This is a genomic window from Chelatococcus sp. CO-6, from assembly GCF_001271345.1.
GTDB lineage: Bacteria > Pseudomonadota > Alphaproteobacteria > Rhizobiales > Beijerinckiaceae > Chelatococcus_A > Chelatococcus_A caeni.
In genome coordinates this window covers 2,832,368-2,859,357 of record NZ_CP012398.1, presented here as the reverse complement: position 1 = coordinate 2,859,357, position 26,990 = coordinate 2,832,368, and the positions used below count along the sequence as shown (strand labels likewise).

General features: G+C 70.6%; 28 protein-coding genes and 1 pseudogene. 22 read left to right on the top strand and 7 right to left on the bottom strand.

From position 1 onward, the window contains the following. Positions 1 to 3 precede the first annotated feature (3 nt). The 5 genes from AL346_RS13465 to AL346_RS13445 all read left to right on the top strand — a co-directional run bounded on the left by AL346_RS13465 (position 4) and on the right by AL346_RS13445 (position 2,911). Positions 4 to 447 carry an NUDIX hydrolase gene (locus AL346_RS13465; RefSeq protein ID WP_019401474.1) on the top strand — a complete coding sequence of 148 codons (444 nt, stop codon included), beginning with the start codon at positions 4 to 6 and terminating at the stop codon, positions 445 to 447. Beyond that, a complete protein-coding gene (locus tag AL346_RS13460) occupies positions 444 to 857 on the top strand; it encodes a TIGR02301 family protein (RefSeq protein WP_019401473.1) in 414 nt (137 codons plus the stop codon). The genes AL346_RS13465 and AL346_RS13460 overlap by 4 nt, the downstream gene beginning before the upstream one ends. A gap of 182 nt (positions 858 to 1,039) precedes the next feature. Further along, on the top strand, positions 1,040 to 1,297 hold the full coding sequence (locus AL346_RS13455) for a hypothetical protein (RefSeq protein ID WP_019401472.1): 258 nt from the start codon (positions 1,040 to 1,042) through the stop codon (positions 1,295 to 1,297). A 91-nt stretch (positions 1,298 to 1,388) separates the two neighbouring features. Continuing rightward, complete coding sequence (locus AL346_RS13450; protein WP_019401471.1) at positions 1,389 to 2,270, top strand: folate-binding protein YgfZ; 882 nt, start codon at positions 1,389 to 1,391, stop codon at positions 2,268 to 2,270. A gap of 17 nt (positions 2,271 to 2,287) precedes the next feature. Beyond that, positions 2,288 to 2,911, top strand: a complete 624-nt coding sequence (locus tag AL346_RS13445) for a DNA-3-methyladenine glycosylase I (protein ID WP_040403889.1) — start codon at positions 2,288 to 2,290, stop codon at positions 2,909 to 2,911. A 58-nt stretch (positions 2,912 to 2,969) separates the two neighbouring features. Here AL346_RS13445 and AL346_RS25900 read toward each other — a convergent pair whose 3' ends face one another. Next, on the bottom strand, positions 2,970 to 3,581 hold the full coding sequence (locus AL346_RS25900) for a YadA family autotransporter adhesin (protein ID WP_371179629.1): 612 nt from the start codon (positions 3,579 to 3,581) through the stop codon (positions 2,970 to 2,972). On the opposite strand from AL346_RS25900, the gene AL346_RS25395 reads away from it, so the two are divergent. Continuing rightward, positions 3,471 to 3,866: a hypothetical protein gene (locus AL346_RS25395; RefSeq protein WP_197286638.1), complete on the top strand. Its 396-nt coding sequence runs from the start codon at positions 3,471 to 3,473 to the stop codon at positions 3,864 to 3,866. The genes AL346_RS25900 and AL346_RS25395 overlap by 111 nt on opposite strands. A gap of 402 nt (positions 3,867 to 4,268) precedes the next feature. On the opposite strand, the gene AL346_RS25825 is transcribed toward AL346_RS25395, so the two are convergent. Further along, complete coding sequence (locus AL346_RS25825) at positions 4,269 to 4,988, bottom strand: hypothetical protein (protein ID WP_305728454.1); 720 nt, start codon at positions 4,986 to 4,988, stop codon at positions 4,269 to 4,271. Between the two features lie 717 nt (positions 4,989 to 5,705). Here AL346_RS25825 and AL346_RS13430 point away from each other — a divergent pair. The 14 genes and pseudogenes from AL346_RS13430 to AL346_RS13365 all read left to right on the top strand — a co-directional run bounded on the left by AL346_RS13430 (position 5,706) and on the right by AL346_RS13365 (position 19,627). Beyond that, positions 5,706 to 6,314: a YfbR-like 5'-deoxynucleotidase gene (locus AL346_RS13430; RefSeq protein WP_019401467.1), complete on the top strand. Its 609-nt coding sequence runs from the start codon at positions 5,706 to 5,708 to the stop codon at positions 6,312 to 6,314. A 97-nt stretch (positions 6,315 to 6,411) separates the two neighbouring features. Beyond that, positions 6,412 to 6,927 (top strand): tyrosine phosphatase family protein, encoded by a 516-nt coding sequence (locus AL346_RS13425; RefSeq protein WP_019401466.1) that lies wholly within the window; start codon positions 6,412 to 6,414, stop codon positions 6,925 to 6,927. A 6-nt stretch (positions 6,928 to 6,933) separates the two neighbouring features. Beyond that, the gene (locus AL346_RS13420) at positions 6,934 to 7,926 is read left to right on the top strand and encodes a hypothetical protein (RefSeq protein ID WP_019401465.1); all 993 of its coding nucleotides are present in this window, start codon (positions 6,934 to 6,936) and stop codon (positions 7,924 to 7,926) included. Positions 7,927 to 8,044: 118 nt separating this feature from the next. Continuing rightward, a complete protein-coding gene (locus tag AL346_RS13415) occupies positions 8,045 to 10,930 on the top strand; it encodes a DUF2339 domain-containing protein (protein WP_019401464.1) in 2,886 nt (961 codons plus the stop codon). 127 nt (positions 10,931 to 11,057) lie between these two features. After that, a complete protein-coding gene (locus AL346_RS13410) occupies positions 11,058 to 11,312 on the top strand; it encodes an exodeoxyribonuclease VII small subunit (protein ID WP_019401463.1) in 255 nt (84 codons plus the stop codon). Between the two features lie 22 nt (positions 11,313 to 11,334). Next, entirely contained in the window at positions 11,335 to 12,252 is a 918-nt protein-coding gene (locus AL346_RS13405) for a pirin family protein (RefSeq protein ID WP_019401462.1), read from the top strand. A gap of 93 nt (positions 12,253 to 12,345) precedes the next feature. Beyond that, the gene (dxs, locus tag AL346_RS13400; RefSeq protein WP_019401461.1) at positions 12,346 to 14,253 is read left to right on the top strand and encodes a 1-deoxy-D-xylulose-5-phosphate synthase; all 1,908 of its coding nucleotides are present in this window, start codon (positions 12,346 to 12,348) and stop codon (positions 14,251 to 14,253) included. Between the two features lie 442 nt (positions 14,254 to 14,695). After that, entirely contained in the window at positions 14,696 to 14,965 is a 270-nt protein-coding gene (locus tag AL346_RS13395; RefSeq protein WP_019401460.1) for a type II toxin-antitoxin system VapB family antitoxin, read from the top strand. Continuing rightward, positions 14,962 to 15,363 (top strand): type II toxin-antitoxin system VapC family toxin, encoded by a 402-nt coding sequence (locus tag AL346_RS13390; RefSeq protein ID WP_019401459.1) that lies wholly within the window; start codon positions 14,962 to 14,964, stop codon positions 15,361 to 15,363. Before AL346_RS13395 ends, AL346_RS13390 begins: the two co-directional genes overlap by 4 nt. Positions 15,364 to 15,372: 9 nt before the next feature. Beyond that, the gene (locus AL346_RS13385; protein ID WP_019401458.1) at positions 15,373 to 16,098 is read left to right on the top strand and encodes a TlyA family RNA methyltransferase; all 726 of its coding nucleotides are present in this window, start codon (positions 15,373 to 15,375) and stop codon (positions 16,096 to 16,098) included. Then, complete coding sequence (locus AL346_RS13380) at positions 16,091 to 17,356, top strand: class I SAM-dependent RNA methyltransferase (RefSeq protein ID WP_040403875.1); 1,266 nt, start codon at positions 16,091 to 16,093, stop codon at positions 17,354 to 17,356. The genes AL346_RS13385 and AL346_RS13380 overlap by 8 nt, the downstream gene beginning before the upstream one ends. Continuing rightward, positions 17,353 to 18,771 (top strand): FAD-binding oxidoreductase, encoded by a 1,419-nt coding sequence (locus AL346_RS25595; RefSeq protein WP_019401456.1) that lies wholly within the window; start codon positions 17,353 to 17,355, stop codon positions 18,769 to 18,771. Before AL346_RS13380 ends, AL346_RS25595 begins: the two co-directional genes overlap by 4 nt. Further along, a pseudogene (locus tag AL346_RS13370) lies at positions 18,738 to 19,226 on the top strand (GNAT family acetyltransferase); the annotation flags it as partial. The gene AL346_RS25595 and the pseudogene AL346_RS13370, both read left to right, overlap by 34 nt. A 101-nt stretch (positions 19,227 to 19,327) precedes the next feature. Next, complete coding sequence (locus AL346_RS13365) at positions 19,328 to 19,627, top strand: hypothetical protein (RefSeq protein ID WP_156332755.1); 300 nt, start codon at positions 19,328 to 19,330, stop codon at positions 19,625 to 19,627. A gap of 6 nt (positions 19,628 to 19,633) precedes the next feature. Here the strand turns inward: AL346_RS13365 and AL346_RS13360 are convergent, their stop codons facing one another. Further along, the gene (locus tag AL346_RS13360; protein WP_019401453.1) at positions 19,634 to 20,389 is read right to left on the bottom strand and encodes an SOS response-associated peptidase; all 756 of its coding nucleotides are present in this window, start codon (positions 20,387 to 20,389) and stop codon (positions 19,634 to 19,636) included. A gap of 132 nt (positions 20,390 to 20,521) precedes the next feature. On the opposite strand from AL346_RS13360, the gene AL346_RS13355 reads away from it, so the two are divergent. After that, complete coding sequence (locus AL346_RS13355) at positions 20,522 to 21,025, top strand: hypothetical protein (protein WP_156332754.1); 504 nt, start codon at positions 20,522 to 20,524, stop codon at positions 21,023 to 21,025. 15 nt (positions 21,026 to 21,040) lie between these two features. Here the strand turns inward: AL346_RS13355 and AL346_RS13350 are convergent, their stop codons facing one another. From AL346_RS13350 to AL346_RS13335, 4 genes are all read right to left on the bottom strand, one after another. Further along, positions 21,041 to 22,045: a magnesium transporter CorA family protein gene (locus AL346_RS13350; protein ID WP_019401451.1), complete on the bottom strand. Its 1,005-nt coding sequence runs from the start codon at positions 22,043 to 22,045 to the stop codon at positions 21,041 to 21,043. A 228-nt stretch (positions 22,046 to 22,273) separates the two neighbouring features. After that, positions 22,274 to 23,128, bottom strand: a complete 855-nt coding sequence (locus AL346_RS13345; protein WP_026015062.1) for an NAD(P)-dependent oxidoreductase — start codon at positions 23,126 to 23,128, stop codon at positions 22,274 to 22,276. Between the two features lie 3 nt (positions 23,129 to 23,131). Then, a complete protein-coding gene (locus AL346_RS13340) occupies positions 23,132 to 23,998 on the bottom strand; it encodes an SDR family NAD(P)-dependent oxidoreductase (protein WP_019401738.1) in 867 nt (288 codons plus the stop codon). Between the two features lie 5 nt (positions 23,999 to 24,003). Beyond that, positions 24,004 to 25,797 carry an acyl-CoA dehydrogenase gene (locus tag AL346_RS13335; RefSeq protein ID WP_019401739.1) on the bottom strand — a complete coding sequence of 598 codons (1,794 nt, stop codon included), beginning with the start codon at positions 25,795 to 25,797 and terminating at the stop codon, positions 24,004 to 24,006. A 126-nt stretch (positions 25,798 to 25,923) separates the two neighbouring features. Between AL346_RS13335 and AL346_RS13330 the strand changes: the two genes are divergently transcribed. Continuing rightward, positions 25,924 to 26,949, top strand: a complete 1,026-nt coding sequence (locus AL346_RS13330; protein ID WP_019401740.1) for an L-threonylcarbamoyladenylate synthase — start codon at positions 25,924 to 25,926, stop codon at positions 26,947 to 26,949. Positions 26,950 to 26,990 lie beyond the last annotated feature (41 nt).

Genomic DNA, 26,990 nt, shown 5'->3' with positions numbered 1-26,990 from the left:
GCCATGTCCGACGACCGCCGCTATCCGGCCCGCCCCTTCCTCGCCGCGAGCGTCGCGACCTTCCGCGACGGGCGGGTGCTGATCGCGACGCGGGGCCGCCCGCCGATGGAGGCGTGCTGGAGCCTGCCGGGCGGGCTCGTCGAGCCGGGGGAGAACCTCCGCGAGGCCGCCCTCCGGGAACTGCGCGAGGAGGTGGGCGTCGAGGCCGAGATCGCCGCCTTCGTCGACCATGTCGAGATCATCGAGCGGGACGCGACCGGCGTCGTGCATCATTTCGTCATCGCCGCCTTCGCCGCCCGCTGGCGCGGCGGCGAGCCGGCCCCCGGTCCCGAAGCGATGGCCGTGCAATGGGCCCTGCCGGACGAGGTGGCGCAGTTGCGCACGACGCCGGGCCTTGCCGCCATCGTCGCCCGCGCCGCCGCCATGCTCGACGAGGGGCCACCATGAGACCGCTCCTCCTCGCTGCCTGCCTCGCCGCTGCGGCGGCCCTTGCCCCGGCCGCCCTCGCCCAGCCGCGCCCGCCCGCGGAGGCGCCGGAGAGCGGCGTGGAGGCACCGCCGCCCTACGAGGCCGACATGCAGCGCCTCGCCCGCGTGCTCGGCGTGCTCACCTTCATCGACGGGCTGTGCGAAGAGGCCGATGCGCAGCAATGGCGCGAGCGCATGGCGGACCTGCTCGATGCCGAAGGCGCGAGCCCGCAGCGGCGCGAGCGCCTCGCCGGCGCCTACAACCGCGGCTATCGCAGCTATGCCCTGACCTACCGGCGCTGCACCGATGCGGCGCGGGCGGCGCGCGCCCTGCACGTGGCCGAGGGCCAGCGCCTGACGCGCACCCTGGCGACCCGCTTCGGGCAGTGACGGCACCGTCCTGCGGCCGCGGCCAGGCGCCAATCGGGCGCCCCAGCCATGTGCCCTGTGGATTGCAGGCATTTTCCCCGCGCTGTTAACCTCGCGTAAAGAAGCCGCTAGAGTGCCGGCCCGGGGCTGCTAGAGTGAGTGGACCGGCGGCAGCGCGCCACGGGTTGCGTAACGGCAGGAACATGGACGAATTCAACCAGCACGACGACGACTTCCTCGGGGCCGCCGAGGAGAAGCGCGCTGCGCTCACCTATCTGAGCGAGGCCTTCGCCGAGGCGCAGCTCGACGGCCTCGACGGTGACTGCGTGGCCCATGCCGCGCTGTTCGCCGCCTTCCAGGAGCTCGTCAGCACCTATGGCGAGGAAGCGGTGGCGGATTTTGCGGAGCGCCTGCCGGAGCGCATCCGCGGCGGTGCCTTTTCCACCGCCAGCAAGCACTGACACATCCGGCCGGACGGACATCTCCTAGAAACCGGGTTGAGCGGCGCACGCCCTCCCCCTATCTCTCCAGCGAGATCGGACGGAGGGCTGAATGCCGAGGACTTTTCTGCCGGACAGGGGCGTCGTCAGGGTGGCGGGCGAGGACGCCCGCACCTTCCTCGACGGCATCGTCACCAGTGCCGTCGCGGAGCTTGCGCCCGGAACGGCCCGGTGGGCGGCGCTGCTGACGCCGCAGGGCAAGATCCTCTTCGACTTCCTCGTCCTCGCCGTGCCGGAGGGCGACGGCGGCGGCTATCTCCTCGAAGCGCCGCGAGCGCTCACGCAGGATCTCGTCAAGCGCCTCGCCTTCTACAAGCTGCGCGCCAAGGTGACGATCGCCGACGAGAGCGAGGCGCTCGCCGTCGCCGCCCTGTGGGGCGACGAGACGGCGGCGCCCGGCCAGGTCTACGAAGACCCGCGCCTCGCCGCCCTCGGCCGGCGTGTCATCGGCCCGCGGGCGGAAATCGAGGCCTTCGGCGAGACGGCGCTCGCCGACTACCACGCCATGCGCATCGCGGCGGGCGTGCCGGAGGGCGGCAAGGATTTCACCTATGGCGAAGCCTTCCCGCACGAGGTGCTGATGGACCAGCTCGGCGGCGTGTCCTTCGACAAGGGCTGCTACGTCGGCCAGGAGGTGGTGTCGCGCATGCAGCACCGCGGCACCGCCCGCACGCGCATCGTGCCTGTCGTCTTCACCGAGGGATTCGTGCCGGAGGACGGAGCGGCGGTCGTCGCGGGCGAGAAGACGCTCGGCCATGTCGGCTCCTGCGCCCGCGGGCGCGGCCTCGCCATGCTGCGGCTCGACCGCGTGGCGGATGCGCTCGCCGCGGGCCTGACGCCGACCGCCGGCGGCCTCGCCCTCACCCTCGAGAAGCCGGGATTCGCCACCTTCGCCTTCCCCGGCGAATCGGCTCCTGACACGGCGCGGGGATGACGGTGACGGAGGGGGCCATGAACGACGTGGTGAAGGCGGATCTCATCCTGCACGAGGACGGAAAATGGCGCTGCCGCTGGCCGGGCGTCGACCCGCTCTACGTCACCTACCACGACACCGAGTGGGGCGTGCCGGAGTATGACGACCGCGCGCTCTTCGAAAAGCTGATCCTCGACGGCTTCCAGGCCGGCCTGTCGTGGATCACCATCCTGCGCAAGCGTGACAATTTCCGCAGAGCCTTCGACGGCTTCGATCCCGCGGCCATCGTGCGCTACGACGAGGCGAAGCTCGCGGCGCTGATGCAGGACGCCGGCATCGTGCGCAACCGGGCCAAGATCGCCGGCACCGTGCAGAGCGCCCGCGCCTGGCTCACCATCATGGAGCACGACGGCTTCAGCAATTTCCTGTGGGGCTTCCTCGACGGACGGGCGCGGCAGAACAGCTTCTCCGCCATGGCGCAGGTGCCGGCCGAGACGGCGGAATCGCGCGCGATGTCGAAGGCGCTGAAACAGGCCGGCTTCAACTTCTGCGGCCCCACCATCGTCTATGCCTTCATGCAGGCGGTGGGCATGGTGAACGACCATCTCGTCGGCTGCTATCGTCGCGACGAATGCGCCGCGCTCGCCCGCGACACGCGGTGAACGGCCTGCCCGGCGCGCCGCGGGGACGGATCCCGGGCGCGCCGGGCGGCCTTTCCGCCTAGAATTCCCCCTGCAGGCCGACGCGCGCGGCGTGGGACTTGCCGCCGCCATAGGCATAGCCGGCGGTCAGGGCGATGGGGATCGGCGCATCGAAGCGATAGGCCAGCGAGCCGCCGAAGGCATATTCGCCCTTGAAGGTGGCGAGGTTCATCGCCCAGCTCATGCGCCCGGGCGCCGACGGCATGGGCGCGGTCGTCATGGCGATGGCGGCGGCGACGCCCTGGCGGGCTTCCTTGCGCGTCTCGAGCACGGTCCCCTGCAGGATGTTCATGCGCTCGTTCAGCGCACTTTCCACATCCCGCAACTGGCCGACATTGACGGCATCGGTGCGGTCGACGCCCGCGGCGACATTGACGATCCGCCGCTCGTTGCCGACAGAGCCGACCGACACGGTATTGGCCTGGTTGGCCACCGAGTTGGTCCCCAGCGCAACCGCCCCTGTCGCCGTCGCTTGCGCTCCGGAGCCCAGAGCCGTGCTTTCCGCCGCTGTCGCCGACGAATGATCACCAACGGCGACCGTGGCGTTGTGATCCGTGACCGCACCGGCACCTATCGCCGTCTGCCAGGAATATCCCCACCTCGTCTTGGCGTCCTGGCCGATCGCGACCATCCCGACGGCCCCGCCCTGGCCCCCGGCTGCAGCTCCCTGGCCGATGGCGATATTGCCGTTGCCGGGGCTGCTATCAGCTGTCGCCCCATTGCCGATGACGACATTCTGCGCATAGGCCGGGGTGGCGACGCACAAGCCGACGCCCACCAGCAGGGCGGCAGCAGAAGAATACCTCCGGTAAAAATTATCCGTTACTGCCCCACGAATTCCATGAAACATAACCACCCCCATAGCAATTCACTTGATTATGAAATCATCGGCCGCTTACACGCGCTTCATTTATGAAATATATCTCAGTACCGCGCAGAATGTTATGAACGCTGCGCTCCAATATTTCTGATTGACTTGGAAATATATACTTATGAAGTGAAATACTATGGATGGTTAACTATGCTTGTCGCTGCATTCAATGCACGCGGCGTCCGATGGCGTGCAATCGTGACGAAGCCCGGGAAGCCCCGCCCCTGGCACCCAACGCTGCCGAGCGGCAGTCCGACGGATCAATCCCTGATCATATTTCGCTCCCTGAAGCCGCAACGGCCGGGAGCGAACGGATCCTGTCGTGGCGAACCGGGGGATTGGCCCTCTCGCGGCGCATGCCCTGCGCTTGCCCGCGACACGCCGTGAACGGCCGACCGGCGCACCACGGGAGGACGGCCCCCGGGGCGCGCCGAGCGGCCTTTTCGCCTAGAACTCCCCCTGCAGGCCGACGCGTGCGGCGTGGGACTTGCCGCCGCCATAGGCGTAGCCGGCGGTCAGGGCGATGGGGGCGGGCGTGTCGAAGCGATAGGCCAGCGAGCCGCCGAAGGCATATTCGCCCTTGAAGCTGGCGAGGTTCATCGCCCAGCTCATGCGCCCCGGCGCCGACGGCATGGGCGCGGTCGTCATGGCGATGGCGGCCGCGACGCCCTGGCGGGCTTCCCTGCGCGTCTCGAGCACGGTCCCCTGCAGGATGGTCATGCGCTCGTTCAATGCACTTTCCACGTCCCGCAACTGGCCGACATTGACCGCGTCGGTGCGGTCGACGCCCGGAGCGACATTGACGACGCGCCGCTCGTCCCCGACCGCACCGACCGACACGGTATTGGCCTGGTCGGCCACCGAGCCGGCGCCGAGCGCGACCGCTCCTTCCGCCGTCGCTTGCGAGCCGGCGCCGAATGCCAGCGCATCGGCCTCGCTCGCCACCGCGCCCGGCCCGATGGCCGCCGCATTGGCGCCGGAGGCCGAGGTCGTGCTGTCACCGACAGCGAAGTGGTTGGCATAGATCGTCGTGGTCGAATCGGTGTGGCCGGCATCGCCGATCCAGACGTTCGACTGGTTGGCGTTGTCGGCATTGCCGACGAAATAGTTGCGCACCGGCTGACCCGCCACGCCACCGCCGCGCAATACCATGTTCTCATCGGCCACGATGGAATCGGGATTCGCCGTGAGCGTGAGGCCGTTCTTGGATGGCGGCTCGCATGAATAGTTTGCGCCGTTGGTGCAGGCGAGTTGCGCGCGGGATTCTCCTGGGCTCAAGCAAGATAAAACTGCGACCGACGCGACAAGATACCTGAGCGCGATAGCCGGAATCCCTATTCCCTCCCTTCTCGGCAGGAGCACCTGCATCGTCGGGACGAATTCGATCGTCCGCGGCGACGAGCCACGGAAACGCATCTCTGAAAGTTTCATTATGTTTCTCGCCTGATCGCTGCTTCTTCGCGCGACCCCGCTCTCCCCGAGAAGAGAAGAAAGGCACCATTGCTTATGGGAATTGAAGCATAGGCGCCACATCGAGCGGCCTTGACCGCCCTGATATATCAATTCTCGGGTTGATCAGGTTCATACGCAAAGTAGTGTCGCGACGATTACAATAATTTTCTATTCGCGCCTCGCAATGTGCGTCACGGTCGGTGGCAAACGGCGCCCTCTCGTTCGTCTTCAAGGCCGAGCGCCGCCGCCATGCCGCCGCCGGCGTCTTGCCCGCATGCTTCATGGTGCTAGGTAGGGAGCGAGCCGAGCGGCACCGCGTGTTTCGGCGGACCTGACGGGAACGAAGAGGAGAGCCCTGTTGCACGGATTGTCGCGAGCGTTCCCTCCGGCCGGCCCGACCGCGGAATGCGCACCCGCAGCACGTGGTGGGCGATGAGCGGCAAGCCAGCCAAGCCCCCGCGCGCCTGGCAGCGCATGCTGTCCGGGCGGCGGCTCGACCTGCTCGACCCCTCCCCGCTCGATGTCGAGATCGAGGACATCGCCCACGGCCTTGCCCGCGTCGCGCGCTGGAACGGGCAGACCGTCGGCCCGCACATCTTCTCGGTCGCGCAGCATTCGCTGCTGGTCGATGCGATCGCCGAGCACGTGCATCCGGAACTCGACGCCCGAGCGCGCCTCGTCGTGCTGCTGCACGACGCGGCGGAATATGTCATCGGCGACATGATCTCGCCGTTCAAGGCGGTGCTCGGCGGCAATTACAAGGACGTCGAGCACCGGCTGGCAGCGGCGATCCACCTGCGCTTCGGCCTGCCGGCGACCACGCCGGCCGCGCTCGTCAGGGCAACGAAGCGCGCCGACAGGATCGCCGCCTTCCTCGAGGCGACGCGGCTTGCCGGCTTTGCCCGCGAGGAAGCGCTGGCGTTCTTCGGCCGCCCGGCGCCGCTGCCGCCGACCATCGACCGGTTCCTCGCGCCCTGGTCGGCCGATGAGGCGCAGACGCGGTTTCTCGCCCGCTTCAACGCGCTCGCCGCCCGGCCCTGATCGGCCGCGCCGATCCACAGCTCAGAATCGCCGCCGTCATCGAATCGCCCCACTATCGTCATCGAGATCAGGGAGCGTTTGCGGAGGTTCGACGACGATGCCGGCCCTTCACGTGTGTCCCCTCTCGCGCCTTGCCGAAACGGTGGCTGCCGTGCGCGCGAGCCACGTGCTGACGCTGATCAATGCGGCCACGCCCGTGCCGCGGCCCGACGGAATCGGGCCGGAGCAGCACCTCTTCATCGGCGTCAGCGACATCATCGAGGCGATGGACGGACACATCCTGCCCGGCGAGGAGCACGCCCGGCAGGTCATCGGCTTCGTGCGCGGCTGGGACCGGGCAAGGCCCATGGTCGTGCACTGCTACGCGGGCATCAGCCGCTCCACCGCCGCGGCCTATATCGGCCTGTGCGCGCTGCGGCCCGACCTCGACGAGCTCCTCCTCGCCGAGCGCCTGCGCCAGGCGGCACCGAGCGCGACCCCCAATGCCCGGCTCGTGGCGGCGGCCGACAAGCTGCTCGGCCGGCGCGGCCGCATGAGCGAGGCCGTCGCCGCCATCGGCCGCGGCGTGGACGCCTTCGAGGGCACGCCCTTCGCCCTCCCTCTCGACCGCTGAACGGCCATGACGGAGGCCAGCCCGCCCCTCCCGCGGCCTGCCATCGAGATCGGCCTTGCCGCGGCCATCGTGGCCGTCGAGGGCGAGACGCCGCAGATCCTGGTCGCGCATCATCCGGACGCGGAGGTGCCGGCCCTGCCGGCGGGGCCGTTCGATCCGCTCGCCCACCGCACCTTCGAGGTCGGCCTGCGCGCCTGGGTGCGGGAGCAGACGGGCCTGGCGCTGGGCTATGTCGAGCAGCTCTACACCTTCGGCGACCGAGGGCGCGGCGCCGCCGCCGGCGACATCGGCCCGCACGTCGTCTCCGTCGGCTATCTCGCGCTCACGCGCGGGCTCGCCGGCGCGGCAGCCCCTGCAGGCGATGCCGGCTTCCTGCCGTGGTACGACTTCTTCCCCTGGGAGGACTGGCGCACGGGCCAGCCCGCCATCCTGCCGGCGCACATCCTGCCGCAGCTGAAGGAATGGGCCCGGACGCCGCATGCCGATGACGGCCAGCAGATTCGCGCGCTCACGCGCGAGGAGCGGCTGCGCCTGTGCTTCGGCTGCGACGGCAGCCCGTGGGACGAGGAAAAGGCGCTGGAGCGCTACGAACTCCTCTACGAGGCCGGGCTCGTCGCCGAGGCGGCGCGCGACGGCCGGCCGGCGGCGCTGGCGCGCGCCAGCCTGCCGCCGCTCGGCAAGCCGCTCGCCTACGACCACCGGCGCATCCTCGCGACGGCCATCAGCCGCCTCAGGGCCAAGCTCAAGTACCGCCCCGTCGTCTTCGAGCTGATGCCCGAGCGCTTCACCCTGACGGCCCTGCAGACGAGCGTCGAGGCCATCACCGGCCGCCACCTGCACAAGCAGAACTTCCGCCGCCTCGTCGAGGCGACCTCCCTCGTCGAGCCGACCGGGGAGATGATGCCGACGGCGGGGCGCCCCGCCGCGCTCTTCCGCTTCCGCCGGGAGGTGCTGCAGGAGCGGCCGGCGCCGGGCCTGCGCCTCGGCACGCGGGCCTGACCCAGGATCGGGGAGTACGCGCCGCGAGGCCTGAGGTGCGCCTGCGCACAGCGGGCGCCGCTTTGCATCGACGACCATCCCGCGGCAAAGTGCACCGATCTTTCTGGGGGGAACCGCCGTGGGCGACGATTCGGTCATTGCGCTCATCGTTCTGATCGCGCTCGCAGTGCCTGTCGCGGCGATAGCAGGCTTCTTCATGGCGCTCGGGCTGCGTGGCCGCACGTCGGCGCTCGAGGCGCGGCTCGGGGTGCTGGAACTGAAGCTCGCCGAAGCCGGCATCGTGGTGCCGGTTGTCTCCGGCGACGCCTTCTCCGGCGTGGAGCGGCCGGCCGCCGCCCCGGAAGAAGAGGCGCAAGCCGCGCCGCCTCCCGGGCCGGCGACCGAACCCGAAGGCCCGCTCCCGCCGGACGAGCCTGCGGAAGAGCCCGCACCCGACCTGGTGCCCGCGGCGGCTGCAACGGCTGCGCCGCAGGCCGGGCTCGAGGAGCGGCTCGGCTCGCGCTGGGCCGTGTGGGTCGGCGGCGTCGCCCTGGCGCTCGGCGGCGTCCTGCTCGTGCGCTATTCCATCGAGGAAGGCTATTTCGGCCCGGCCGCGCGCATCTTCGCCGGCCTCGCCACGGCGCTGGCGCTGATCGCCGGCGGCGAGTGGCTGCGGCGGCGCGAGCGGGGCGAGGAGGCGTCCGCCCTTTCCACCGCCGGCGTCTCCACCGCGCATGTGCCGAGCGTGCTGACGGCCGCCGGCACCATGACGGCCTTCGCCAGCGTCTACGCCGCCCATGCGCTCTACGGCTTCATCGGCCCGGCCTTCGCCTTCGTGCTGCTCGGCCTCATCGGCGTCGCGACCATGGTCGCGGCGGCCCTGCACGGGCCGGCGCTCGCCGCCCTCGGCCTTCTCGGCGCGCTCGCGGCGCCGCTCCTCGTCACGAGCGACGATCCGCAGCCATGGCCGGTGGTGATCTATCTCGTCGCCGTGGTCGCGGCGGCCTATGGCCTCGCGCGGCTGCGCCTGTGGCGGTGGCTGGCCTATTCGGCAGCCGGCGGCGCCCTGCTGTGGGGCTGGCTCGTGGTGACGAGCGTCGGGAGCGCCGACGCCCTGCCCGCCATGGTGCTGGTGCTGGCGCAGACGGTGCTCGCGGTCGTGTTCCTCGTCGCGCTGCCGCACGGCGGCGCTCTGCCCGTCACGGCGGACATGGCCGCGGCCGAGGCGGCGGGAGAGCCTACGGCCGAAACCGGCGAGGACGGCGGCGATGCCGAAGCGGCCGTGCCGGCCGAACCCAAGGCGGAGCCGCCCTTCTGGACCTGGCCGCTCGACATTCCGGCCCTCGCCGTGCTGAGCGCCTTCGGCGCGCTCGCCATCCTCGCGGGTGATCTCGCCGGCGGCGGCGGGCGGGCGACCTTCTCGGGTGCGATGGTCGCCATCCTCCTCGTCACCGGCTTCGCCTATGCCGCAGCGGCCGGCGCGGGCCTGATCGCGGCCCTCGTCGCGACGGGCTGCCTCGCCTTCTGGCCCGTCGCGCGCCTCGCCATGCTCGACCCGGGCGGCGCCTCCCTGCCCGGCGGCCCGGCGTTCGCGCCGGGCGAGCAGCCGGCGGCCCTCAGCCTCTATCTCGTTTTCGCCGTCGCGGCGGGGCTGGCGCTCCTCGCGGCAGCCGTGCGACGCCTGATGCGCGGCGAAGACCTGCCGCTCGTCTCGGCGGCGTGCCATGCGGCCGCCGGCACGACCGGCGTCCTCGCCCTGCTCGTCATCGCCTATTGGCGCGTCACCGCCTTCGATACGAGCGTGCCCTTCGCGCTTGCCGCGGCCGTCCTCGCGCTTCTCTTCACGGGTGCCGCCCGGCTGCTGCACGGGGATGACGGCGAAGCCCGGCCGGTCGCGGCGCTCGGCACGGGGGCGATGGCGGCGGCCGCGCTCGCGGCCCTCGCGCTCGGCCTCACCTTCGCGCTCGAAAAGGGCATGCTCACCGTCGCCTTCGCCCTGTCGGCGCTCGGCACGGCCTTCGTCTCCCAGCGCATCGCGGTGCCGGTGCTGCGCTATGCCGTCGGCGCCACCGGCCTCCTCGTCCTTGGGCGTATCGTCTGGGATCCGGCCATCGCGGGCGACGCCCTCGGCACCACGCCGATCTTCAACTGGCTGCTGTGGGGCTACGGCGTGCCCGCGCTCGCCTTCGCGCTGGCCGCCCGGGTGCTCGCCATGAGCGGGCGGGACCGGGTGACGCAGCTGTGCGAGAGCCTCGCCATCCTGTTCTCCGCCTTGCTGGTCTTCTTCGAGATCCGCCACGCGCTGCACGGCGGCGATCCCTTCGTGCCCGATTCCGGCTTCGTCGAGATGGGGCTGATGGCGACGGCGGGCCTTGCCTTCTCGATCGTGCTGATGCGGCTCGAGCTGCACCGTGCCGATCCGGTCTACCACTTCGCCGGGCTCGCCTTCGGCGTGCTGACGCTCATCGTCGCCGGCATCGGCCTCCTCCTCGGCGAAAATCCGCTGTTCACGGACGAGCCCATCCTCGGCGGCGCCGTCTTCAACACGCTCGTCCTCGCCTATCTCGTGCCGGCCGTCATGGCCGCCGGCCTCGCCTGGCTCGCGCGGGCGCACCGGCCGACCTGGTACGTGCGCAGCGCGCTGGCGCTGGCGCTGCTCCTGCACCTCGCCTTCACCGTCAACGTCATCCGCTTCCTCTTCCAGGGGCCGCAAATCGCGCTCTGGCGGCAGACGGGCGAGGCCGAGCTGTGGACCTATTCCGCCGCGCTCGTCGTCATCGGCGTCGCCATCCTCGCCGTCGGGCTGTGGCGCAACTGGCGCTTCGCGCGCCTCGCCTCGGCGCCCTACATCCTCATCGCGGTCGTCAAGGTCTTCGTCGTCGACCTGTCGAGCCTGGAGGGCGTGCTCCGGGCCCTGTCGTTCATCGGCCTCGGCCTCGTGCTCGTCGGCATCGGCCTCGCCTACCAGAAGCTGCTGCGCCGGAGCGGAGGCACGGCGCCGGCAGCCGACGGCACGGTTTCGTGACGCGCGCCGCAGGAGGAGCACCCACCTTCGACGTGCAACCTGCGGCTGCTTCAACCATGATGGGGTTGCCTCGCGCCGAAGGGAACGCGATAACCCTCATCTGGAGCACATGTCCCTTGAGGAATGCATGATGAGCGACCACGCGCCGTCCGATATCGCGTCCCTGCCTTTCGAGCGCGCGCTCAAGGAACTCGAGGAGATCGTCGACCGGCTCGAGAAGGGCAACGTGCCGCTCGACGAATCGATCGCGATCTACGAACGGGGCGAAGCGCTGAAGAAGCACTGCGAGGCGCTCCTGAAGAAGGCCGAGGCGCGCATCGACAAGATCACCATGGGGCCCGACGGCAAGCCCAGCAGCGAGCCGCTCGACGTCGAGGGCTGAGCCTTCAGGACAGGAGGGTGCGATGAGCTGGCTTCGTGGCAAGGACCCCGTGGCCGGCGACGCGCCGTCCTGCGATGCGGTGGACCTCGTGGTCGTGCCGCGGGTCTCCGACATCGGCGGCTTTGCCGTGCGCCGCGCCCTGCCGACCGTGCGGCGGCGCATGGTCGGCCCCTTCATCTTCTGGGACGAGATGGGGCCGGCCGATTTCGCCGTCGGCGACGGGCTCGACGTGCGGCCGCATCCGCACATCGGCCTCGCCACCCTCACCTATCTCTTCGAGGGGGCGATCGTGCACCGCGACAGCCTCGGCAGCGAGGAGATCATCCGCCCCGGCGCCGTCAACCTGATGTCGGCCGGCCGCGGCATCGTCCATTCCGAACGCACCGGCCTCGAGGAGCGCGTCCGCGGCGGGCGCCTCGCCGGCATCCAGAGCTGGGTCGCCCTGCCCGCCGAGCGGGAGGAGGATACCCCCGCCTTCAGCCATTACGACGAGAACGCCCTGCCCGACATCGTCGGCGAGGGCAAGCACGTGCGCATCGTCGCCGGCACGCTGTTCGGCTCCAGCTCGCCCGTCGCCACGGCGAGCGAGGCGGTCTATGCCGATGTCGCCCTCGCCGTGGGCGCGAGCATTCCCTTCGATCCGGTCGCCGAGGAGCGGGCGATCTACACCGTCTCCGGCGAGATCGACATCGCCGGCGACCGTTTCGAGGCGCACCGCCTGCTCGTCTTCAAGCCGGGCGACGCCATCACCATCAACGCGCTGACGCCGGCCCGCTTCCTCATGCTGGGCGGGGCGCCGATGGACGGCAAGCGCTACATCTGGTGGAACTTCGTCTCCTCGCGCAAGGAGCGCATCGAGGAGGCGAAGGAGGACTGGAAGCTGGGCCGCTTCGCCGGCGTGCCGGGCGACGACGAGTTCATTCCCCTGCCCGAGATGTGAGCGGCGCGGCAACGGCGCCTTTGACCCACGCCGGACAAGGCCCTATGTCCGGTTGCAGCCAACCCGCACCACCCGCGCGCGAGGACGATTGCCGTGCCCGTCGATACGCCGCTGCTCGATACCATCAAGACGCCCGCGGACCTGCGCCGCCTGTCCGAGGCGGACCTCTACCAGGTGGCGGACGAGTTGCGCGCCGAGACGATCGACGCCGTCTCGGTCACCGGCGGGCATCTCGGCGCCGGGCTCGGCGTGGTCGAGCTGACGGTGGCGCTGCACCACGTCTTCGACACGCCGCACGACCGGCTGATCTGGGACGTCGGCCACCAGGCCTATCCGCACAAGATCCTGACCGGGCGGCGCGAGCGCATCCGCACGCTGCGCAAGGGCGGCGGCCTCTCCGGCTTCACCAAGCGCGCCGAGAGCGAGTACGACCCCTTCGGCGCGGCCCATTCCTCCACCTCCATCTCCGCCGGGCTCGGCATGGCGGTGGCGCGCGACCTCAAGGGCGAGCGGCGCAATGTCGTCGCCGTCATCGGCGACGGGGCGATGTCGGCCGGCATGGCCTACGAGGCCATGAACAACGCCGGGGCGATGAACGAGCGGCTCATCGTCATCCTCAACGACAACGACATGTCCATCGCCCCGCCGGTCGGCGCCATGTCGGCCTATCTCGCCCGGCTCGTCTCGGGCGGCGCCTACCGCACGCTGCGCGAGGCGGGCAAGCAGCTCGCCAAGCGGCTGCCGAAGTTCTTCTACGAGAAGGCGCAGCGCGCCGAGGAATTCGCCCGCGGCTTCTGGACGGGCGGCACGCTCTTCGAGGAGCTCGGCTTCTACTATGTCGGGCCCATCGACGGCCACAACCTCGACCATCTGCTGCCGGTGCTGAAGAACGCGCGCGATGCCGAGGCGGGGCCGATCCTCGTCCATGTCGTGACGCAGAAGGGCAAGGGCTATGCCCCGGCCGAGGCCGCCGCCGACAAGTACCACGGCGTCGTCACCTTCGACGTCGTCACCGGCGCGCAGGCGAAGCCGAAGGCCAATGCACCGAGCTATACGAAGGTCTTCGCCGAGAGCCTCGTGCGCGAGGCCGAGGAGGACGAGCGCATCGTCGCCGTCACCGCGGCGATGCCCTCGGGCACGGGTCTCGACCTCTTCGGCAAGGCCTTTCCGCAACGCACCTTCGACGTCGGCATCGCCGAGCAGCACGCGGTGACCTTCGCGGCGGGGCTCGCGGCCGAGGGCTACAAGCCCTTCTGCGCCATCTATTCCACCTTCCTGCAGCGCGCCTACGACCAGATCGTGCACGACGTCGCCATCCAGAACCTGCCGGTGCGCTTCGCGCTCGACCGGGCCGGGCTCGTCGGCGCCGACGGCCCGACCCACGCCGGCTCCTTCGACATCGCCTTCCTCGGCTGCGTGCCGAACATGGTCATGATGGCCGCGGCGGACGAGGCCGAGCTCGTGCACATGGTGGCGACGGCCGCGGCCCATGACGAGGGCCCCATCGCCTTCCGCTACCCGCGCGGCGAGGGCGTCGGCACCGACATGCCCGAGCGCGGGGTGCCGCTCGCCATCGGCCGGGGCCGGATCCTGCGCGAGGGCGGGCGCGTCGCCCTGCTCTCCCTCGGCACGCGGCTCGCGGAATGCCTCAAGGCGGCGGAACAGCTCGAGGCACGGGGCCTTGCCACCACCGTGGCGGATGCGCGCTTCGCCAAGCCGATCGACACCGAACTCGTGCTGCGCCTCGCGCGCGAGCACGAATGCCTCGTCACGGTGGAGGAAGGCTCCATCGGCGGCTTCGGCACGCAGGTGCTGCATCTGCTCGCCCGCGCCGGCGCGCTCGACCACGGCCTCAAGGTGCGCCCGATGGTGCTGCCGGACAGCTTCATCGACCACGACAAGCCCGAGCGGATGTATGCCGAGGCCGGCCTCGACGCCGCCGGCATCGTGGCGACGGTCTTTTCCGCGCTCGGGACCGATGCGGCGGCGCTGAGGGCGTAAGACCGGGACGGCAGGAGCAGCCTCGTTCGCCGGACGCCTGAAGTGAAGCGAAAGGCGATCCGGCGTCCAGCGCAAGATGGCGCCGAAGGCGGCCGTCTGGCCGGGCTTGCCTGTGGCGACGGCGCCCGACCATGCGGGAGCACGCCCGACTTCCTTTCGCGTCCTGGCCGGGCTTGTCCCGGTCATCCACGTCTTCAATCTCGCGCGGGCGTCGCGGCGTGGGTGCCCGCGACGAGCGCGGGCAGGACGGTGAGGCGTCGGTGCGCATACGACGCGCGGGCATGACGCGCCGGCGTCGGTGCGCTCCCAAGGCGCAAGCCGGTCCTTGATCGCAAGCCGGTCCTTTTTCGCAAGCGCCGCTCGCCCTGCCGCGAAGGAAGAACCCTTGTAGCGTCTTCCTTGTGCGCCTATTCTTCCTATCCTGAGACAGGAAGAAACGGCCATGGCCCTCAACATCAAATCCGCCGAGACGGAGCGTCTCGCCCGCGAGGTCGCGGCGCTCACCGGCGAGACGATCACCGAAGCCGTGCGCAAGGCGCTCGAAATGCGCCTCGAACAGGCGCGGGAGGAGCGGGAGAAGGAAATCGCGCGCCAGATGGCCGCTTTGCGCGTGATTCAGGAGGATGTCCGGCGCCTCGGTCCGCTGCCGAAGATCACGAAACGTGATTTCGACGAGTTGTGGGGCGAACTTGACGACGGCGAGCAGGAATGATCGTCGTCGATACGTCGGCCTTCATCGCCATGCTCACCAATGAGCCGGAAGCCGAAGCGCTCGCTCTGGCGCTCTATGGCGCCGGCGCCCGCTACGTCTCGGCTGTAACGGTCTATGAAACACGGGTCGTCCTGCTGCGGCGAGGCGATGCTCGCTATTTCATCCCCTTCGGCAATCTGCTCACCAGCGCCAATCTCGTCCTGCACACCTTCGATACGGCTCAGTCCAATCTCGCGAGCGACGCCTACCGTCGCTTCGGCCGCGGCTCCGGCCATCCGGCACGGCTCAACCTCGGCGACTGTGCGTCCTATGCGCTCGCCATGTCGCTCGACGCGCCGCTGCTCTATAAGGGCAACGACTTCTCGCAGACGGACGTGCGCTCCGCGCTCGCCGCATAAGCTCAGCCCATGCGTAAACGCGCCGATCTTCTTCTCGTCGAACGTGGCTTCTTCGACAGCCGCGCCAAGGCGCAGGCGGCCATCGCCGCCGGGGGCGTGACGGCCGACGGGCGCCCCGTGCGCAAGGCGTCCGATGCCCTGCCGGTCGATGCGGCGATCGCGGCGGAGGCGCCGCACCCCTGGGTGTCGCGGGCCGGCGTCAAGCTCGCGGCGGCGCTCGATGCCTTCGCCATCGATCCCGCCGGGCTCGTCTGCCTCGACATCGGCGCCTCGACCGGCGGCTTCACCGAGGTGCTCGTCGCCCGCGGCGCAGCGAAGGTCTATGCGGTCGACGTGGGCCACGGCCAGTTGCACCCGCGCCTTGCCGCCGATCCGCGCGTCGTCTCGCTCGAAGGGGTCGATGCGCGGGCCCTGACGGCGGCCGAGGTGCCGGAAGCGGCCGGCCTCATGGTGGCTGATGTCAGCTTCATCTCGCTGAAGCTCGTCCTGCCGGCAGTGACGGGCCGTCTCGCCGACGGTGGGCATCTCGTCGCGCTCGTCAAGCCGCAGTTCGAGGCGGGCCGGGCGCATCTCAAGAAGGGCATCGTGCGCGAAGAGGCGGTGCGCCAGGCGGTGGTGGAGGATATCGCCACGCTCGTGCGCGATCTCGGGCTCACCGTCCTCGGCACCATGCCCTCCCCCATCGCCGGGGGAGACGGCAACGTGGAATATCTGATCGGGGCACGCCGTGGCTGAAACCTTGACCATCACCCGCCTCGGCGCCCGCGGCGACGGCGTCGCCGAGGGGCCGCACGGCCCGGTCTATGTGCCCTTCGCGCTGCCCGGAGAGGTCGTCACGGCTGAAGTGGACGGCGAGCGCGGCCGGCTCGTCAGCGTCGAGACCGCATCGCCCGACCGGCAGACGGCCGAATGCCCGCTCTTCGGCCATTGCGGCGGCTGCGCGGCGCAGCACGTGGCGCCGCAGCTCTATGGGGCGTGGAAGCGCGACATCGTCGTGCAGGCCCTCGCCCATGCCGGCATCGAGACCGACGTTTCGCCACTCGTCGATGCGCATGGCGCCGGGCGGCGGCGCGTGACCTTCCATGCCCGCCTGATCGAGGGGAAGGCCGCCGTCGGCTTCATGGCGGCGCGCAGCCATGCGCTCGTTCCCATCGCCCAATGCCCGGTGCTGGCGCCCGGCCTCGCCGCGGCGCCGGACAAGGCCCGGGCGCTCGCCGCCCTCATCCTGCCGCGCGGCAAGCCGCTCGACATCCAGGCCACCGAGACGCTCGGCGGGCTCGACATGGACATCCGCGGTCTCGGCAAGGCCGACGACAGGCTGCGCATGGCGCTCGTCGAGGCGGCCCGCACGCTCGACCTCGCGCGCCTTTCGCTGCACGGCGAGATCCTCATCGAGCGCCGCCCGCCCGCCGTCGCGATGGGGCCGGCCGCCGTGGTGCCGCCGCCGGGCGGCTTCCTGCAGGCGACAGCCGCCGGCGAGGAGGCGCTCGCCGCCCTCGTGACGGAGGCCTGTGCCGGCGCGCGCCATGTGGCCGACCTTTTCGCGGGCTGCGGCCCCTTCGCCCTGCGCCTCGCGCGGCAGGCCAAGGTGCACGCCGTGGAGAACGGCGCCGAGGCCCTTGCCGCGCTGCAGCGCGCCGCGCGCAACACGCAGGGGCTGAAGCCGGTCACCACGGAGGTGCGCGACCTCTTCCGCCGCCCGCTGCTGCCGCTGGAGCTCGAGCGCTTCGACGCCGTCGTCCTCGATCCGCCCCGCGCGGGGGCGGAGGCGCAGGCGCGGCAGATCGCGCTCGCCAAGGTGCCGCTCGCCGTCTCCGTCTCGTGCGATCCCGGCACCTTCGCGCGCGATGCCCGCATCCTGGTCGAGGCGGGCATGCAGCTGACCCGGGTCGTGCCGGTCGACCAGTTCCGCTACACCCATCATGTGGAGGTCGTCGGCGTCTTCACGCGCCCGGCGAAGCACAAGAACAAAGGCAAGGGAGGGCGTCCGTGAGCAAGGGGACCAACGAGGATTTTCTGGCGGGGCTCGCCGCCGTCACCGGCCCGGGCAACGTGCTCACCGCCCCTGACGACATCCTGCCCTTCCTGCGCGAGCCGCGCGACCTCTTCCGCGGCGAGGCGCTCGCCGTCGTCCGGCCCGGCACGACGCAGGAGGTGGCCGAGGTGGTGCGCCACGCCCGCGCGGCCGGCATCGCGGTGGTGCCGCAGGGCGGCAACACCGGCCTCGTCGGCGGGCAGATCCCGGATGCGAGCCGGCCGATGGTGGTGCTCAACCTGCAGAAGCTCGACCGGATCCGCGAGGTCGACGCGCTGACCGACACGATGACGGTGGAGGCGGGCGTCACCCTGCTCAGGGCGCAGGAGGCGGCGGAGGCTGCCGACCGGCTCTTTCCCCTGTCGCTCGCCTCGGAAGGCTCCTGCACGATCGGCGGCAACATCGCCAGCAATGCCGGCGGCACCGCCGTCATCGCCTATGGCAACACGCGCGACCTCGTCATCGGGCTTGAGGTGGTGCTGGCGGACGGCCGCATCTGGAACGGCCTCGGCAAGCTGCGCAAGGACAACACCGGCTACGACCTGAAGAACCTCTTCATCGGGTCCGAAGGCACGCTCGGCATCGTCACCGCCGCGGTGCTCAAGCTCTTTCCCCGCCCGCAGGGGCGGGCCACCGCCTTCTGCGGACTTTCTTCGCCGCAGGCGGCGCTCGATCTCCTCGCCCTCGCCAAGGCGGAGGCCGGCGGCGCCGTGACCACTTTCGAGTTCCTGCCCCGCCTCGGGCTCGAATTCGTGCTGCGGCACGCGCCCGGCACGCGCGACCCGCTCGGCGAGCCGCACGCCTGGTATGTGCTGATGGAATTGTCCTCGGCCGCCGAAGCCGGGCTCGACGACGCGATGGAGCGCATCCTGACGGCGGCGCTCGAGCGCGGCCTCGTCGACGACGCGGCGATCGCGGCGAGCCTCGACCAGCGCAACGCCTTCTGGAAGCTGCGCGAGGCGCTCTCCGAGGTGCAGCGGCACGAGGGCGGCTCGATCAAGCACGACATCTCCGTGCCGGTGGCCCTGGTGCCGCAGTTCCTCGAGGAAGCGGCGGCGGCCGCCGAGGCGCTGGTGCCGGGCTGCCGCCCCCTGCCCTTCGGCCATCTCGGCGACGGCAACGTGCATTTCAACGTCAGCCAGCCGGTCGGCGCCGACAAGCAGGCCTTCCTCGCCCGCTGGGAAGCGATGAACGAGGCCGTGCACGCCATCGTGCTCCAGCACGGCGGCTCGATCTCGGCCGAGCACGGCGTCGGCCGCCTCAAGCGCGACCTGCTGCCCGCCGTCAAGGATCCCGTCGCGCTCGATCTCATGCGCAAGCTCAAGGCCGCGCTCGACCCCGAAAGCCTGCTCAATCCCGGAGCGATGCTGTGACGACCCCGCTCGCGGCCGGCCCGATGGCCGAGGCGGAGCTGCCGGCCGTCGTCGCCCTGTGGCAGGCGGCCGGCCTGACGCGGCCTTGGAACGACCCGGCCGAGGACATCGCCTTCTGCCGCTCCTCGGGCCATGGCGAGGTGCTGGTGCTGCGCAAGGCGGACGGCGCCATCGTCGCGGCCTGCATGGTGGGCCACGACGGGCACCGGGGCGTCGTCTACTATGTCGCGGTCGACCCGGCCGAGCGGGGCGCCGGCCATGGCCGCGCCATCATGGCGGCCGCGGAGGCGTGGCTCAAGGCGCGGGGCATATGGAAGCTCAACCTCCTCGTGCGGGCTGGCAACGAGGCCGTACAGCGCTTCTACGAGCAGCTCGGCTTCGAGGCCCAGCCGCGCCTCTACATGGAGAAATGGCTCGACCCGGGCCGCCAGCCGGGAATGCGGCAGGAACGATAGGAAAAGAGGCCGGCGTACATCTTCCGTTCATCTTGCCCGATGTTTCATGGGCCCCGGCGACAGGCAGAAATGCCCCATGATTCGCGATGCGGAGATTTGTGATGCCGTCTGTTTCTTTCCAGCCCTTTTCCCTGAAACGAGCCATGCCCTTCGTCCTCGGCGCTGCGGCGGCGGCCTTCGTCAGCTTTTCCGGCCCGGCCGTGACATCGGCGGAAGCGCGGACCGTCTGCCGGTCGGAGCGCGTGTGCACGCAGCCGAAGCCGGTGCGCGAGGTCGTCACCAACTGCCGCATGGTGCACCGCCCGGGCGTCGGCCCGCGCCGCGTCTGCGAGAAGGAGGTGCGCTGGGTGCGCCGTGGCCCGCCGCGCTGCACGGTGGAGCGTGTCTGCCGGCGCGTCTGACGCGCCTCACGCATCCTCGTCGAACAGCGACAGCTGAGCTTCAGGCGGGCGCTTGCGCCCGCCTTTTTCATGGCCGCGTGCGGGGGCCGGCACGGCCTCGCCCGCCGGGCCCTGCACGGTCGCGTCGTCGCGGCGGGCATCGTTGAGGTTCTGCGATACGGGGCGCATGGTCAGGAGGTCGTCCGGGGCCGGGCGCACGAGGCCGAGCGCGGCGAGGCCCGGCTGGGTGCAGTCGAGCCACAATTCGGCGTCGTCCGGCGCGACGATCACCGGCATGCGTGGGTGCAGCGCCGCGAGCGTGCCGTTGGCGTCGGTGGTCACGATGGCGACGGTGTCGATCTCGCTGCCGTTCGGGCTCGCATAGGTCTCCCAGATGCCGGCGAAGAGCATCAAGCCGCCATCGGCCCGCTCGATCATGAAGGGCGTGCTCTTCGCGCCGTCGCGGCGCCATTCGTAGAAGGCGCTCGCCGGCACGAGGCAGCGGCGATGGCGGGCGGCGGTGCGGAAGGCGGCCTTCTCGCCGATCGTCTCGCCGCGGGCGTTGAAGAGGAGCGGCATCGCCGCCGGGTCCTTCGTCCAGGCCGGCACGAAGCCCCAGCGCATCAGGGAAAAATGCCGCCGGCCCGCGGCATCGGCCGTGACGACGGCGATCGGCTGCGTGGGGGCGATGTTGTAGCGCGGCGGAAATTCGACCTCTTCCTCATAGCCGCACTGCGACTGCACCTGTTCGGGAAAGAGCGTCAGCGCGAAGCGACCGCACATGATCCTGACCGTTACGAATTTATTTGCCTGATGCTGCCACAGTCACGTGGCGGCACCGGCAAGGGCAAGACGGCCGCAGGCACGACGAGGCGTTGTGCACATCGAAGACGGGGGTCGGGAGTGGCAGCGGGCATGTCCATGGGCAAAGGGAACGTCGACGGCGGCATGCCCTTCGCGGCGGAGCCCGCGCCGTCGCTCTCCACCGATTTCCTCAACCAGTACAACGAAGTGCTGATGATCATCGAGCTCGCGGCCGACGATGCGGAGCTGATGGAGACGCTCGACGAATGGCAGCCGCGCAGCTACCGGCAGCATTTCGCCAAGCACGCGCAGCTGCGTTTCGCGGATGATGCGCTCAGGGCCTACGAGGCGCTGGCGCCGGAGCGCCGGCTCGCCTTCGAGAACCTGCGCCTTGCCATGGACGACGTGGTGACGAGCGCCATCCGCGCGCTGAAACAGGCGGGCGAGGCCGAGGAGCGCGCTGCGATCGCCGCCGCCTCGTCCTCGCTGCTGCGGCGCATGATCGAGGCCGCCGCCAGCTTCATCCGCACCGAGGGTCGCGACTGGCGCAGCTTCAGCCACGCCGAGATGCAGGGCACCATCGACCGACTCATGGCCCATTGGGGCCGGCACTGAGCGGGAAGAGACGCCTCACAGCCACCGCTTCCAGCGGAAGAACAGGTAGGGCGCGATGGCCGCCGCCACCATGGCGAGGAGCGCGGCGGGATAGCCGAACCACAGGTCGAGCTCCGGCATGTCCTTGAAGTTCATGCCGTAGATCGAGGCGATGAGCGTCGGCGGCATGAAGACGACGGCCATGACCGAGAACAGCTTGATGATGTTGTTCTGCTCGAGGTTGACGAGGCCGAGCGTCGCATCGAGCAGGAACTGGATCTTGCCCGACTGGAAGGTGGCGTGCTCCTCCAGCGACTGCAGGTCGCGCAGGGTGGTGCGCACCTGCTCGCGCAGCTCCACCGGTACCCGCGTCGCGCGATAGACGACCGAGAGGAACAGCAGCAGCCGCTCGATGGAGACGAGGCTCTCCCGGCTCATGGAGATGAGCGTGCCGTAGCGGCCGAGGTCGCGCAGGGTCTTCTGGTATTCGCCATGGCGGCCGGTCATCTTGTCGGCCACGTCGAAGACGGCGCGGGAGATCCTGTCGATGCTGCTGCCCGTCGCCTGCAGCACCTCGGCCAGCCGGTCGATGATGGTCTCGATGAGGCCGGCGAAGACCTCCTCGGCGCTCGCGCCGCAGCCGCCCTGCTTGCCGGCCCGGTTGGCGAACATGCCGAAGGCACGCGGCTCGTCGTAGCGCACGGTGACGAGGGCCGAACCCTTGAGGATGAAGGTGACCGCCGTGATGTCCGGATCATCGCTGTCGGCGGCGAAGAGCAGGCGCACCGTCATGTAACGCGCGCCGTTCTCGCTGTAGAGCAGCTCGGAGGGCTCGATGTCCTCCATGTCCTCGCGGGTCGGGATCTCGATGCCGAGGTGCTGCTCGACGAGGCGATCCTCCTCGCGGGTCGGCGCCACGAGATCGATCCAGACCGCATCGGCCGGAAGGGCCTCGCCCGGCGGCAGCACCTGCCGCTCGAGCCGGCAGACATTGGTGTCGTCCCGCTTCATCGGATCGACCATGCGGTAGACGACGATCATGCCCTGCGCTCCGAAAGCCTGTTACGGGCGCTCTCTATCGCATTTCGGGGCGGAGGCGAAATCCGGCGCGCGCCACTCCTCCCCTTCCCCTTGCGGGGAGGGGCCGGGGGTGGGGGTCGTGACAAACGATGGGCGGGCTTCCAGGCTGTACCCCCCTCCCTACCCTCCCCCACAAGGGGGGAGGGAATGACGAATCGCGTGCTCAATGGCAGGAGCGCCGCTGTGCGCTCAATGCGCCGAGCCCGGCACCGGGGGCGTGTCGTCCGGCACGAAGAAATCCGGCATCAGGGGCTTCGAGGGATCGACGCGGTACTGCTCGAAATCGGTGACGCCCTCGGCGGCGAGCACGAGGTCGTCGATGAGGAACTGGCCCGAGAAGCTGCGCGCGGGCTTGCTGAAGACGGCATAGGCCGCGTCGGCCATGATCTCGGGCGTGCGGCTCGCCTCCACCATCGCCTCGCCGCCGAGGAGGTTGCGGATGGCGCTCGTCGCGATGGTCGTGCGCGGCCACAGCGCGTTGACGGCGATGCCCTTCGACCGCAATTCGCCGGCAAGGCCGAGCACGCACAGGCTCATGCCGTATTTGGCGATGGAATAGGCAAGATGCGGGGCGAACCACTTCTCGTTCATGTCGAGCGGCGGCGACAGCATGAGGATGTGCGGGTTGTCCGCCTTCTCGAGATGGGGAATGGCGTATTTCGACACCATGAAGGTGCCGCGCGTGTTGACCTGGTGCATCAGGTCGAAACGCTTCATGTCGGTGTCGCGCGTGCCGGTGAGCTGGATGGCGCTCGCGTTGTTGACGACGATGTCGAGGCCGCCGAAGGTCTCAGCCGTCCGGGTGATGGCGGCCGCCACCTCCTCCTCGTTGCGCACGTCGACGACGAGCGGCAGCGCCCGCCCGCCCGCCGCCTCGATCTCGGCGGCGGCGGTGAAGATGGTGCCGGGGAGCTTGGGGTGGGGTGCGGCCGTCTTGGCGGCGATGGCGACATTGGCGCCGTCCCGCGCGGCCTTGAGCGCAATGGCGAGCCCGATGCCGCGCGAGGCGCCGGTGATGAACAAGGTCTTGCCCGACAATGACATGGCTCAGGTCTCCCCGTCTTCGGCTGTCTCTTTGATGGAATAGCGCGGCGGGCGGCGGCCGTCCGCATCGGTGAAGCCATAGAGGCCGGCGAGATCCCCGACATGGAGAACCCTGCCCGCGTGACGGGCAACGCCGGCATCGCATGCGAGCGCCGCCACTGCACGGCCGGCATAGAGCGGGGTCTCGCCCGCCTCCGCCGCCAGGGGTGAGCCCGCGACGCGCTCCGTGCGCACGAAGCCGGGCGACAGGGCGAGCGCAGTGACGCCATGGGGGGCGAGCTCGCTCGCCATGGCGAGCGTCAGCCGCGCCATCGATGCCTTGGCGAGGTCGTAGAAGACATCGCCGAGATAGGCACCGCCGTCGTCGAAGAGCACGGTGACGAGAAGGCCGGAGCCGGCGCCCACCATGGCCGGGGCGAAGGCCTTCGCCAGGAGGAGCTGTGCATAGACGCCGGTCTCGAACACGGTGCCGAGGCGCGCCGCCGGCCGGCGCCAGAAAGGCGTGCCCCAGGCCGAGCCGTCGGAATAGCGCTCGCCGTCGTAGCCCTCGTTGCCGCCCCAGACCGCATCGACGACGAGATCGACGCGGCCGAAGCGGCGCAGCGTCCACGCCGCGAGGCCGTCCACCTCACGCTCGACCGTATGGTCGCATTGATAGGGGTGGCCCCGGCCGCCGAGCGCCTCGACGAGGCGCGCCGTCTCCTCGACGGTCTCGGGCCGCCCGTCGGTGCGCGGGCCGGCCTCGCTCGAGCGGCCGGTCACGATCACCGTCGCCCCGGCCTCCGCGAGCCCGCGGGCGATGCCGCGCCCGACGCCGCGGGACGCGCCGGCGACGACGCAGATGCGGTCCGAGAGGGGCCCGCCCGCCATGCCGATCAGCCCGCGAGGGCTGCTTCGGCGTCGGCGAGCGCGGATGCGCCCGTCATCACGGTCTGCGCCAGGCCGCGGGCGCCGGTGGCGATGTTCTCGGCGAAGAAACGGGCGAGCGCGATGCGGCCAGCGTGGGCCGGGTTGGTGTCGCCGGCGGCGCGCGCCTCGCTTGCGGCGAGCGCGGCCCTCGCGAGCGCCGTGCCGCCCTGGGCGATGCCGAAGAGGCGCAGATAGGGCGTCGCCGCGGCGAGTGCGTCGGCCGGGCTGTTGCCGGAAAGCGCCTTGAGGAGGAAGGAGGTGGCATCGTCGAGCGCCTCCACCGCCTCGCGCAGCCGTGCCGCCGTGGCGCCGAAGGCCTCGTCGCGGCTCGCGACGAGCCGGGCGCCGACCTTGCGCATCTCGGCGATGGCGCCGCGCACGGTGGTGCCGTCGGACAGGGGCAGCTTGCGCAGGACGAGGTCGATGGCCTGGATGCCGTTGGTGCCCTCGTAGATCGGCGCGATACGCGCATCACGCAGGTGCTGGGCGGCACCCGTCTCCTCGATGAAGCCCATGCCGCCGTGCACCTGCACGCCGAGCGACGCGACCTCACAGCCGATGTCGGTGGAAAAGGCTTTCGCGACGGGCGTCAGCAGGGAGGCGAGCTCGTGCGCCTTGCGCCGGGCCTCGGCATCCGGCGCGAGGCGGCTGCGGTCGATGGCGGCCGCCGTCATCAGGCAGATGCCGCGCGCGGCGTGGGTCGTCGCCTTCATGGTGAGCAGCATGCGCTGCACGTCCGGATGGTCGGCGATGGGGCTCATGCCCTCCCCCGCGCCGGGCGCCCGGCCCTGCCGGCGCTCGCGGGCATAGGACAAGGCCTGCTGATAGGCCCGGTCGGCGATGGCGACGCCCTGGGCGCCGACCGCGAGGCGGGCGTTGTTCATCATGGTGAACATGCAGGCGAGGCCGCGGTTCTCTTCGCCGACGAGCCAGCCGACGGCACCGCCGGCATCGCCGTAGACCATGGTGCAGGTGGGCGAGGCGTGGATGCCGAGCTTGTGCTCGATGGAATGGCAGCGCACGTCGTTGCGCGCGCCGAGCGAGCCGTCGTCGTTGACGAAGAACTTCGGCACGAGGAACAGCGAGATGCCGCGCGTGCCGGGCGGCGCATCCGGCAGGCGGGCGAGCACCAGATGCACGATATTGTCGGTGAGGTCGTGCTCGCCATAGGTGATGAAGATCTTCGATCCGGTGATGCGATAGGTGCCGTCGCCCGCCCGCTCGGCGCGCGTCCTGACGGCGTTGAGATCGGAGCCCGCCTGCGGCTCCGTGAGGTTCATGGTGCCCATCCACTCGCCGGAGACGAGCTTTTCGAGATAGCGCCGCTTCAGGTCCTCGCTGGCGTGGGCCGTCAGGGCCTCGACGGCGCCGGCCGTGAGCAGCGGGCCGAGGGCGAAGGACATGCAGGAGGCGTTCCAGAATTCGACGCAGGCGGTCTGCACCAGGGTCGGCAGGCCCTGGCCGCCCCATTCGGGATCGCAGGGCAGCGCGTTCCAGCCCGCCTCGGCCCAGGCCGTATAGACCTCCTTCCAGCCCGGGGCGGTCGTCACCTGCCCGTCGGCGAAGCGGGCACCCGTCCGGTCCGCCGGCGCGTTGAGCGGCGCGATGCGCTCGGAGGCGAATCGCCCGGCCTCCTCCAGCACCTGCTCCACGAGTTCCACGGAGAGGTCGGGATAGAGCCCCTCGGCGATGCTCTCCTCGAGCCCGGCCACGTGCCGCATGGTGAAGGCCAGATCCTCGACCGGTGCCCGATAGGTCATCGCCGCTCCCTCATCTTGTCTGTGCGGCCATTTGAGGCCGTGCATTTAGTGCGTGCCACGCGGCCCGTTGACGCGCATCATAAGCCGCGTCAAAGGCAGGCAGGCAAGACCAGAGATAGTTTAAACGTGAACGATGATCGATCAACGCCCGTCGCGTCCCAAGACGGGCATGGGCAACGCGTCACCGAGCTGCTGACGGCCGACGTCGGCGGCCTGTCGCGCGCCGCCGACCTGCTGCGGCTCGGCGGCCTCGTGGCCTTCCCGACGGAGACGGTCTACGGCCTCGGCGCGGACGCGACAAACCCGCGGGCGGTGGCCGGCATCTACGCCGCCAAGGAGCGCCCCTCCTTCAACCCGCTCATATCGCACCTGCCGGATATCGCGGCGGCCGAGCGGGAGGGGGTGTTCGAACAGGATGCGGCGCGGCTCGCCGAGGCCTTCTGGCCCGGGCCATTGACGCTGGTAGTGCCGCGGGCGGAGACGTCGCGCATCTGCGACCTTGCGACGGCCGGGCTCGATTCGGTCGCGCTGCGCGTGCCGGGCCTGCCGCTGGCGCGGGACCTGCTCACGCTCGTCGGCCGGCCGGTGGCGGCGCCCTCGGCCAACCGTTCGGGCCGCATCAGCCCCACGCGGGCGGACCATGTGCTCGCCGACCTCATCGACCGCATCGACGCGGTGATCGACGGCGGCGGCACCAATGTCGGGCTCGAATCGACCATCATCTCCTGCCTCGATGGCGAGATGCGCCTGCTGCGCCCGGGCGGCGTGCCGCGCGAGGCCATCGAAGAGGTGCTGGGACGCAAGCTCCTCGACGGCGCCGCCCCGACGGAGGAGGAGGCGCCGCTCGCGCCGGGCATGCTCGAATCCCACTACGCCCCGCGGGCGGAGGTGCGCCTCGATGCCGAGGAGGTGCGGCCGGGAGAAGGCGCCCTCCTCTTCGGCCGCAAGCGGCCGCCGGGAATCGAGACGGCGGGCGCCATCCGCAACCTCAGCGAGAGCGGCGACCTCGTGGAGGCCGCCGCCAATCTTTTCGCCCACCTGCGCGGGCTCGACGATGCCCGCGTGCCGGCCATCGCGGTCGTCCCCATCCCCGCGCACGGCCTCGGCGAGGCCATCAACGACCGGCTGCGGCGGGCGGCGGCGCCGCGATGACAAAGGCCCGGCCGAGCCGGGCCTTTTCACGCAGCTTCTGC

Bases quoted from the DNA above. Each gene is read 5' to 3' on its own strand.
- AL346_RS13395 (WP_019401460.1), top strand. From the start codon at position 14,696: ATGGCCCTCAACATCAAATCCGCCGAGACGGAGCGTCTCGCCCGCGAG.
- AL346_RS25900 (WP_371179629.1), bottom strand. From the start codon at position 3,581: ATGGTCGCGATCGGCCAGGACGCCAAGACGAGGTGGGGATATTCCTGG.
- AL346_RS13420 (WP_019401465.1), top strand. From the start codon at position 6,934: ATGACGGAGGCCAGCCCGCCCCTCCCGCGGCCTGCCATCGAGATCGGC.
- AL346_RS13430 (WP_019401467.1), top strand. From the start codon at position 5,706: ATGAGCGGCAAGCCAGCCAAGCCCCCGCGCGCCTGGCAGCGCATGCTG.
- AL346_RS13340 (WP_019401738.1), bottom strand. From the start codon at position 23,998: ATGGCGGGCGGGCCCCTCTCGGACCGCATCTGCGTCGTCGCCGGCGCG.
- AL346_RS13465 (WP_019401474.1), top strand. From the start codon at position 4: ATGTCCGACGACCGCCGCTATCCGGCCCGCCCCTTCCTCGCCGCGAGC.
- AL346_RS13350 (WP_019401451.1), bottom strand. From the start codon at position 22,045: ATGATCGTCGTCTACCGCATGGTCGATCCGATGAAGCGGGACGACACC.
- AL346_RS13345 (WP_026015062.1), bottom strand. From the start codon at position 23,128: ATGTCATTGTCGGGCAAGACCTTGTTCATCACCGGCGCCTCGCGCGGC.
- AL346_RS13455 (WP_019401472.1), top strand. From the start codon at position 1,040: ATGGACGAATTCAACCAGCACGACGACGACTTCCTCGGGGCCGCCGAG.
- AL346_RS13335 (WP_019401739.1), bottom strand. From the start codon at position 25,797: ATGACCTATCGGGCACCGGTCGAGGATCTGGCCTTCACCATGCGGCAC.
- AL346_RS13385 (WP_019401458.1), top strand. From the start codon at position 15,373: ATGCGTAAACGCGCCGATCTTCTTCTCGTCGAACGTGGCTTCTTCGAC.
- AL346_RS13355 (WP_156332754.1), top strand. From the start codon at position 20,522: ATGTCCATGGGCAAAGGGAACGTCGACGGCGGCATGCCCTTCGCGGCG.
- AL346_RS13410 (WP_019401463.1), top strand. From the start codon at position 11,058: ATGATGAGCGACCACGCGCCGTCCGATATCGCGTCCCTGCCTTTCGAG.
- AL346_RS13450 (WP_019401471.1), top strand. From the start codon at position 1,389: ATGCCGAGGACTTTTCTGCCGGACAGGGGCGTCGTCAGGGTGGCGGGC.
- AL346_RS13360 (WP_019401453.1), bottom strand. From the start codon at position 20,389: ATGTGCGGTCGCTTCGCGCTGACGCTCTTTCCCGAACAGGTGCAGTCG.
- AL346_RS13425 (WP_019401466.1), top strand. From the start codon at position 6,412: ATGCCGGCCCTTCACGTGTGTCCCCTCTCGCGCCTTGCCGAAACGGTG.
- AL346_RS13445 (WP_040403889.1), top strand. From the start codon at position 2,288: ATGAACGACGTGGTGAAGGCGGATCTCATCCTGCACGAGGACGGAAAA.
- AL346_RS13390 (WP_019401459.1), top strand. From the start codon at position 14,962: ATGATCGTCGTCGATACGTCGGCCTTCATCGCCATGCTCACCAATGAG.
- AL346_RS13365 (WP_156332755.1), top strand. From the start codon at position 19,328: ATGCCGTCTGTTTCTTTCCAGCCCTTTTCCCTGAAACGAGCCATGCCC.
- AL346_RS13460 (WP_019401473.1), top strand. From the start codon at position 444: ATGAGACCGCTCCTCCTCGCTGCCTGCCTCGCCGCTGCGGCGGCCCTT.
- AL346_RS25395 (WP_197286638.1), top strand. From the start codon at position 3,471: ATGATCACCAACGGCGACCGTGGCGTTGTGATCCGTGACCGCACCGGC.
- AL346_RS13405 (WP_019401462.1), top strand. From the start codon at position 11,335: ATGAGCTGGCTTCGTGGCAAGGACCCCGTGGCCGGCGACGCGCCGTCC.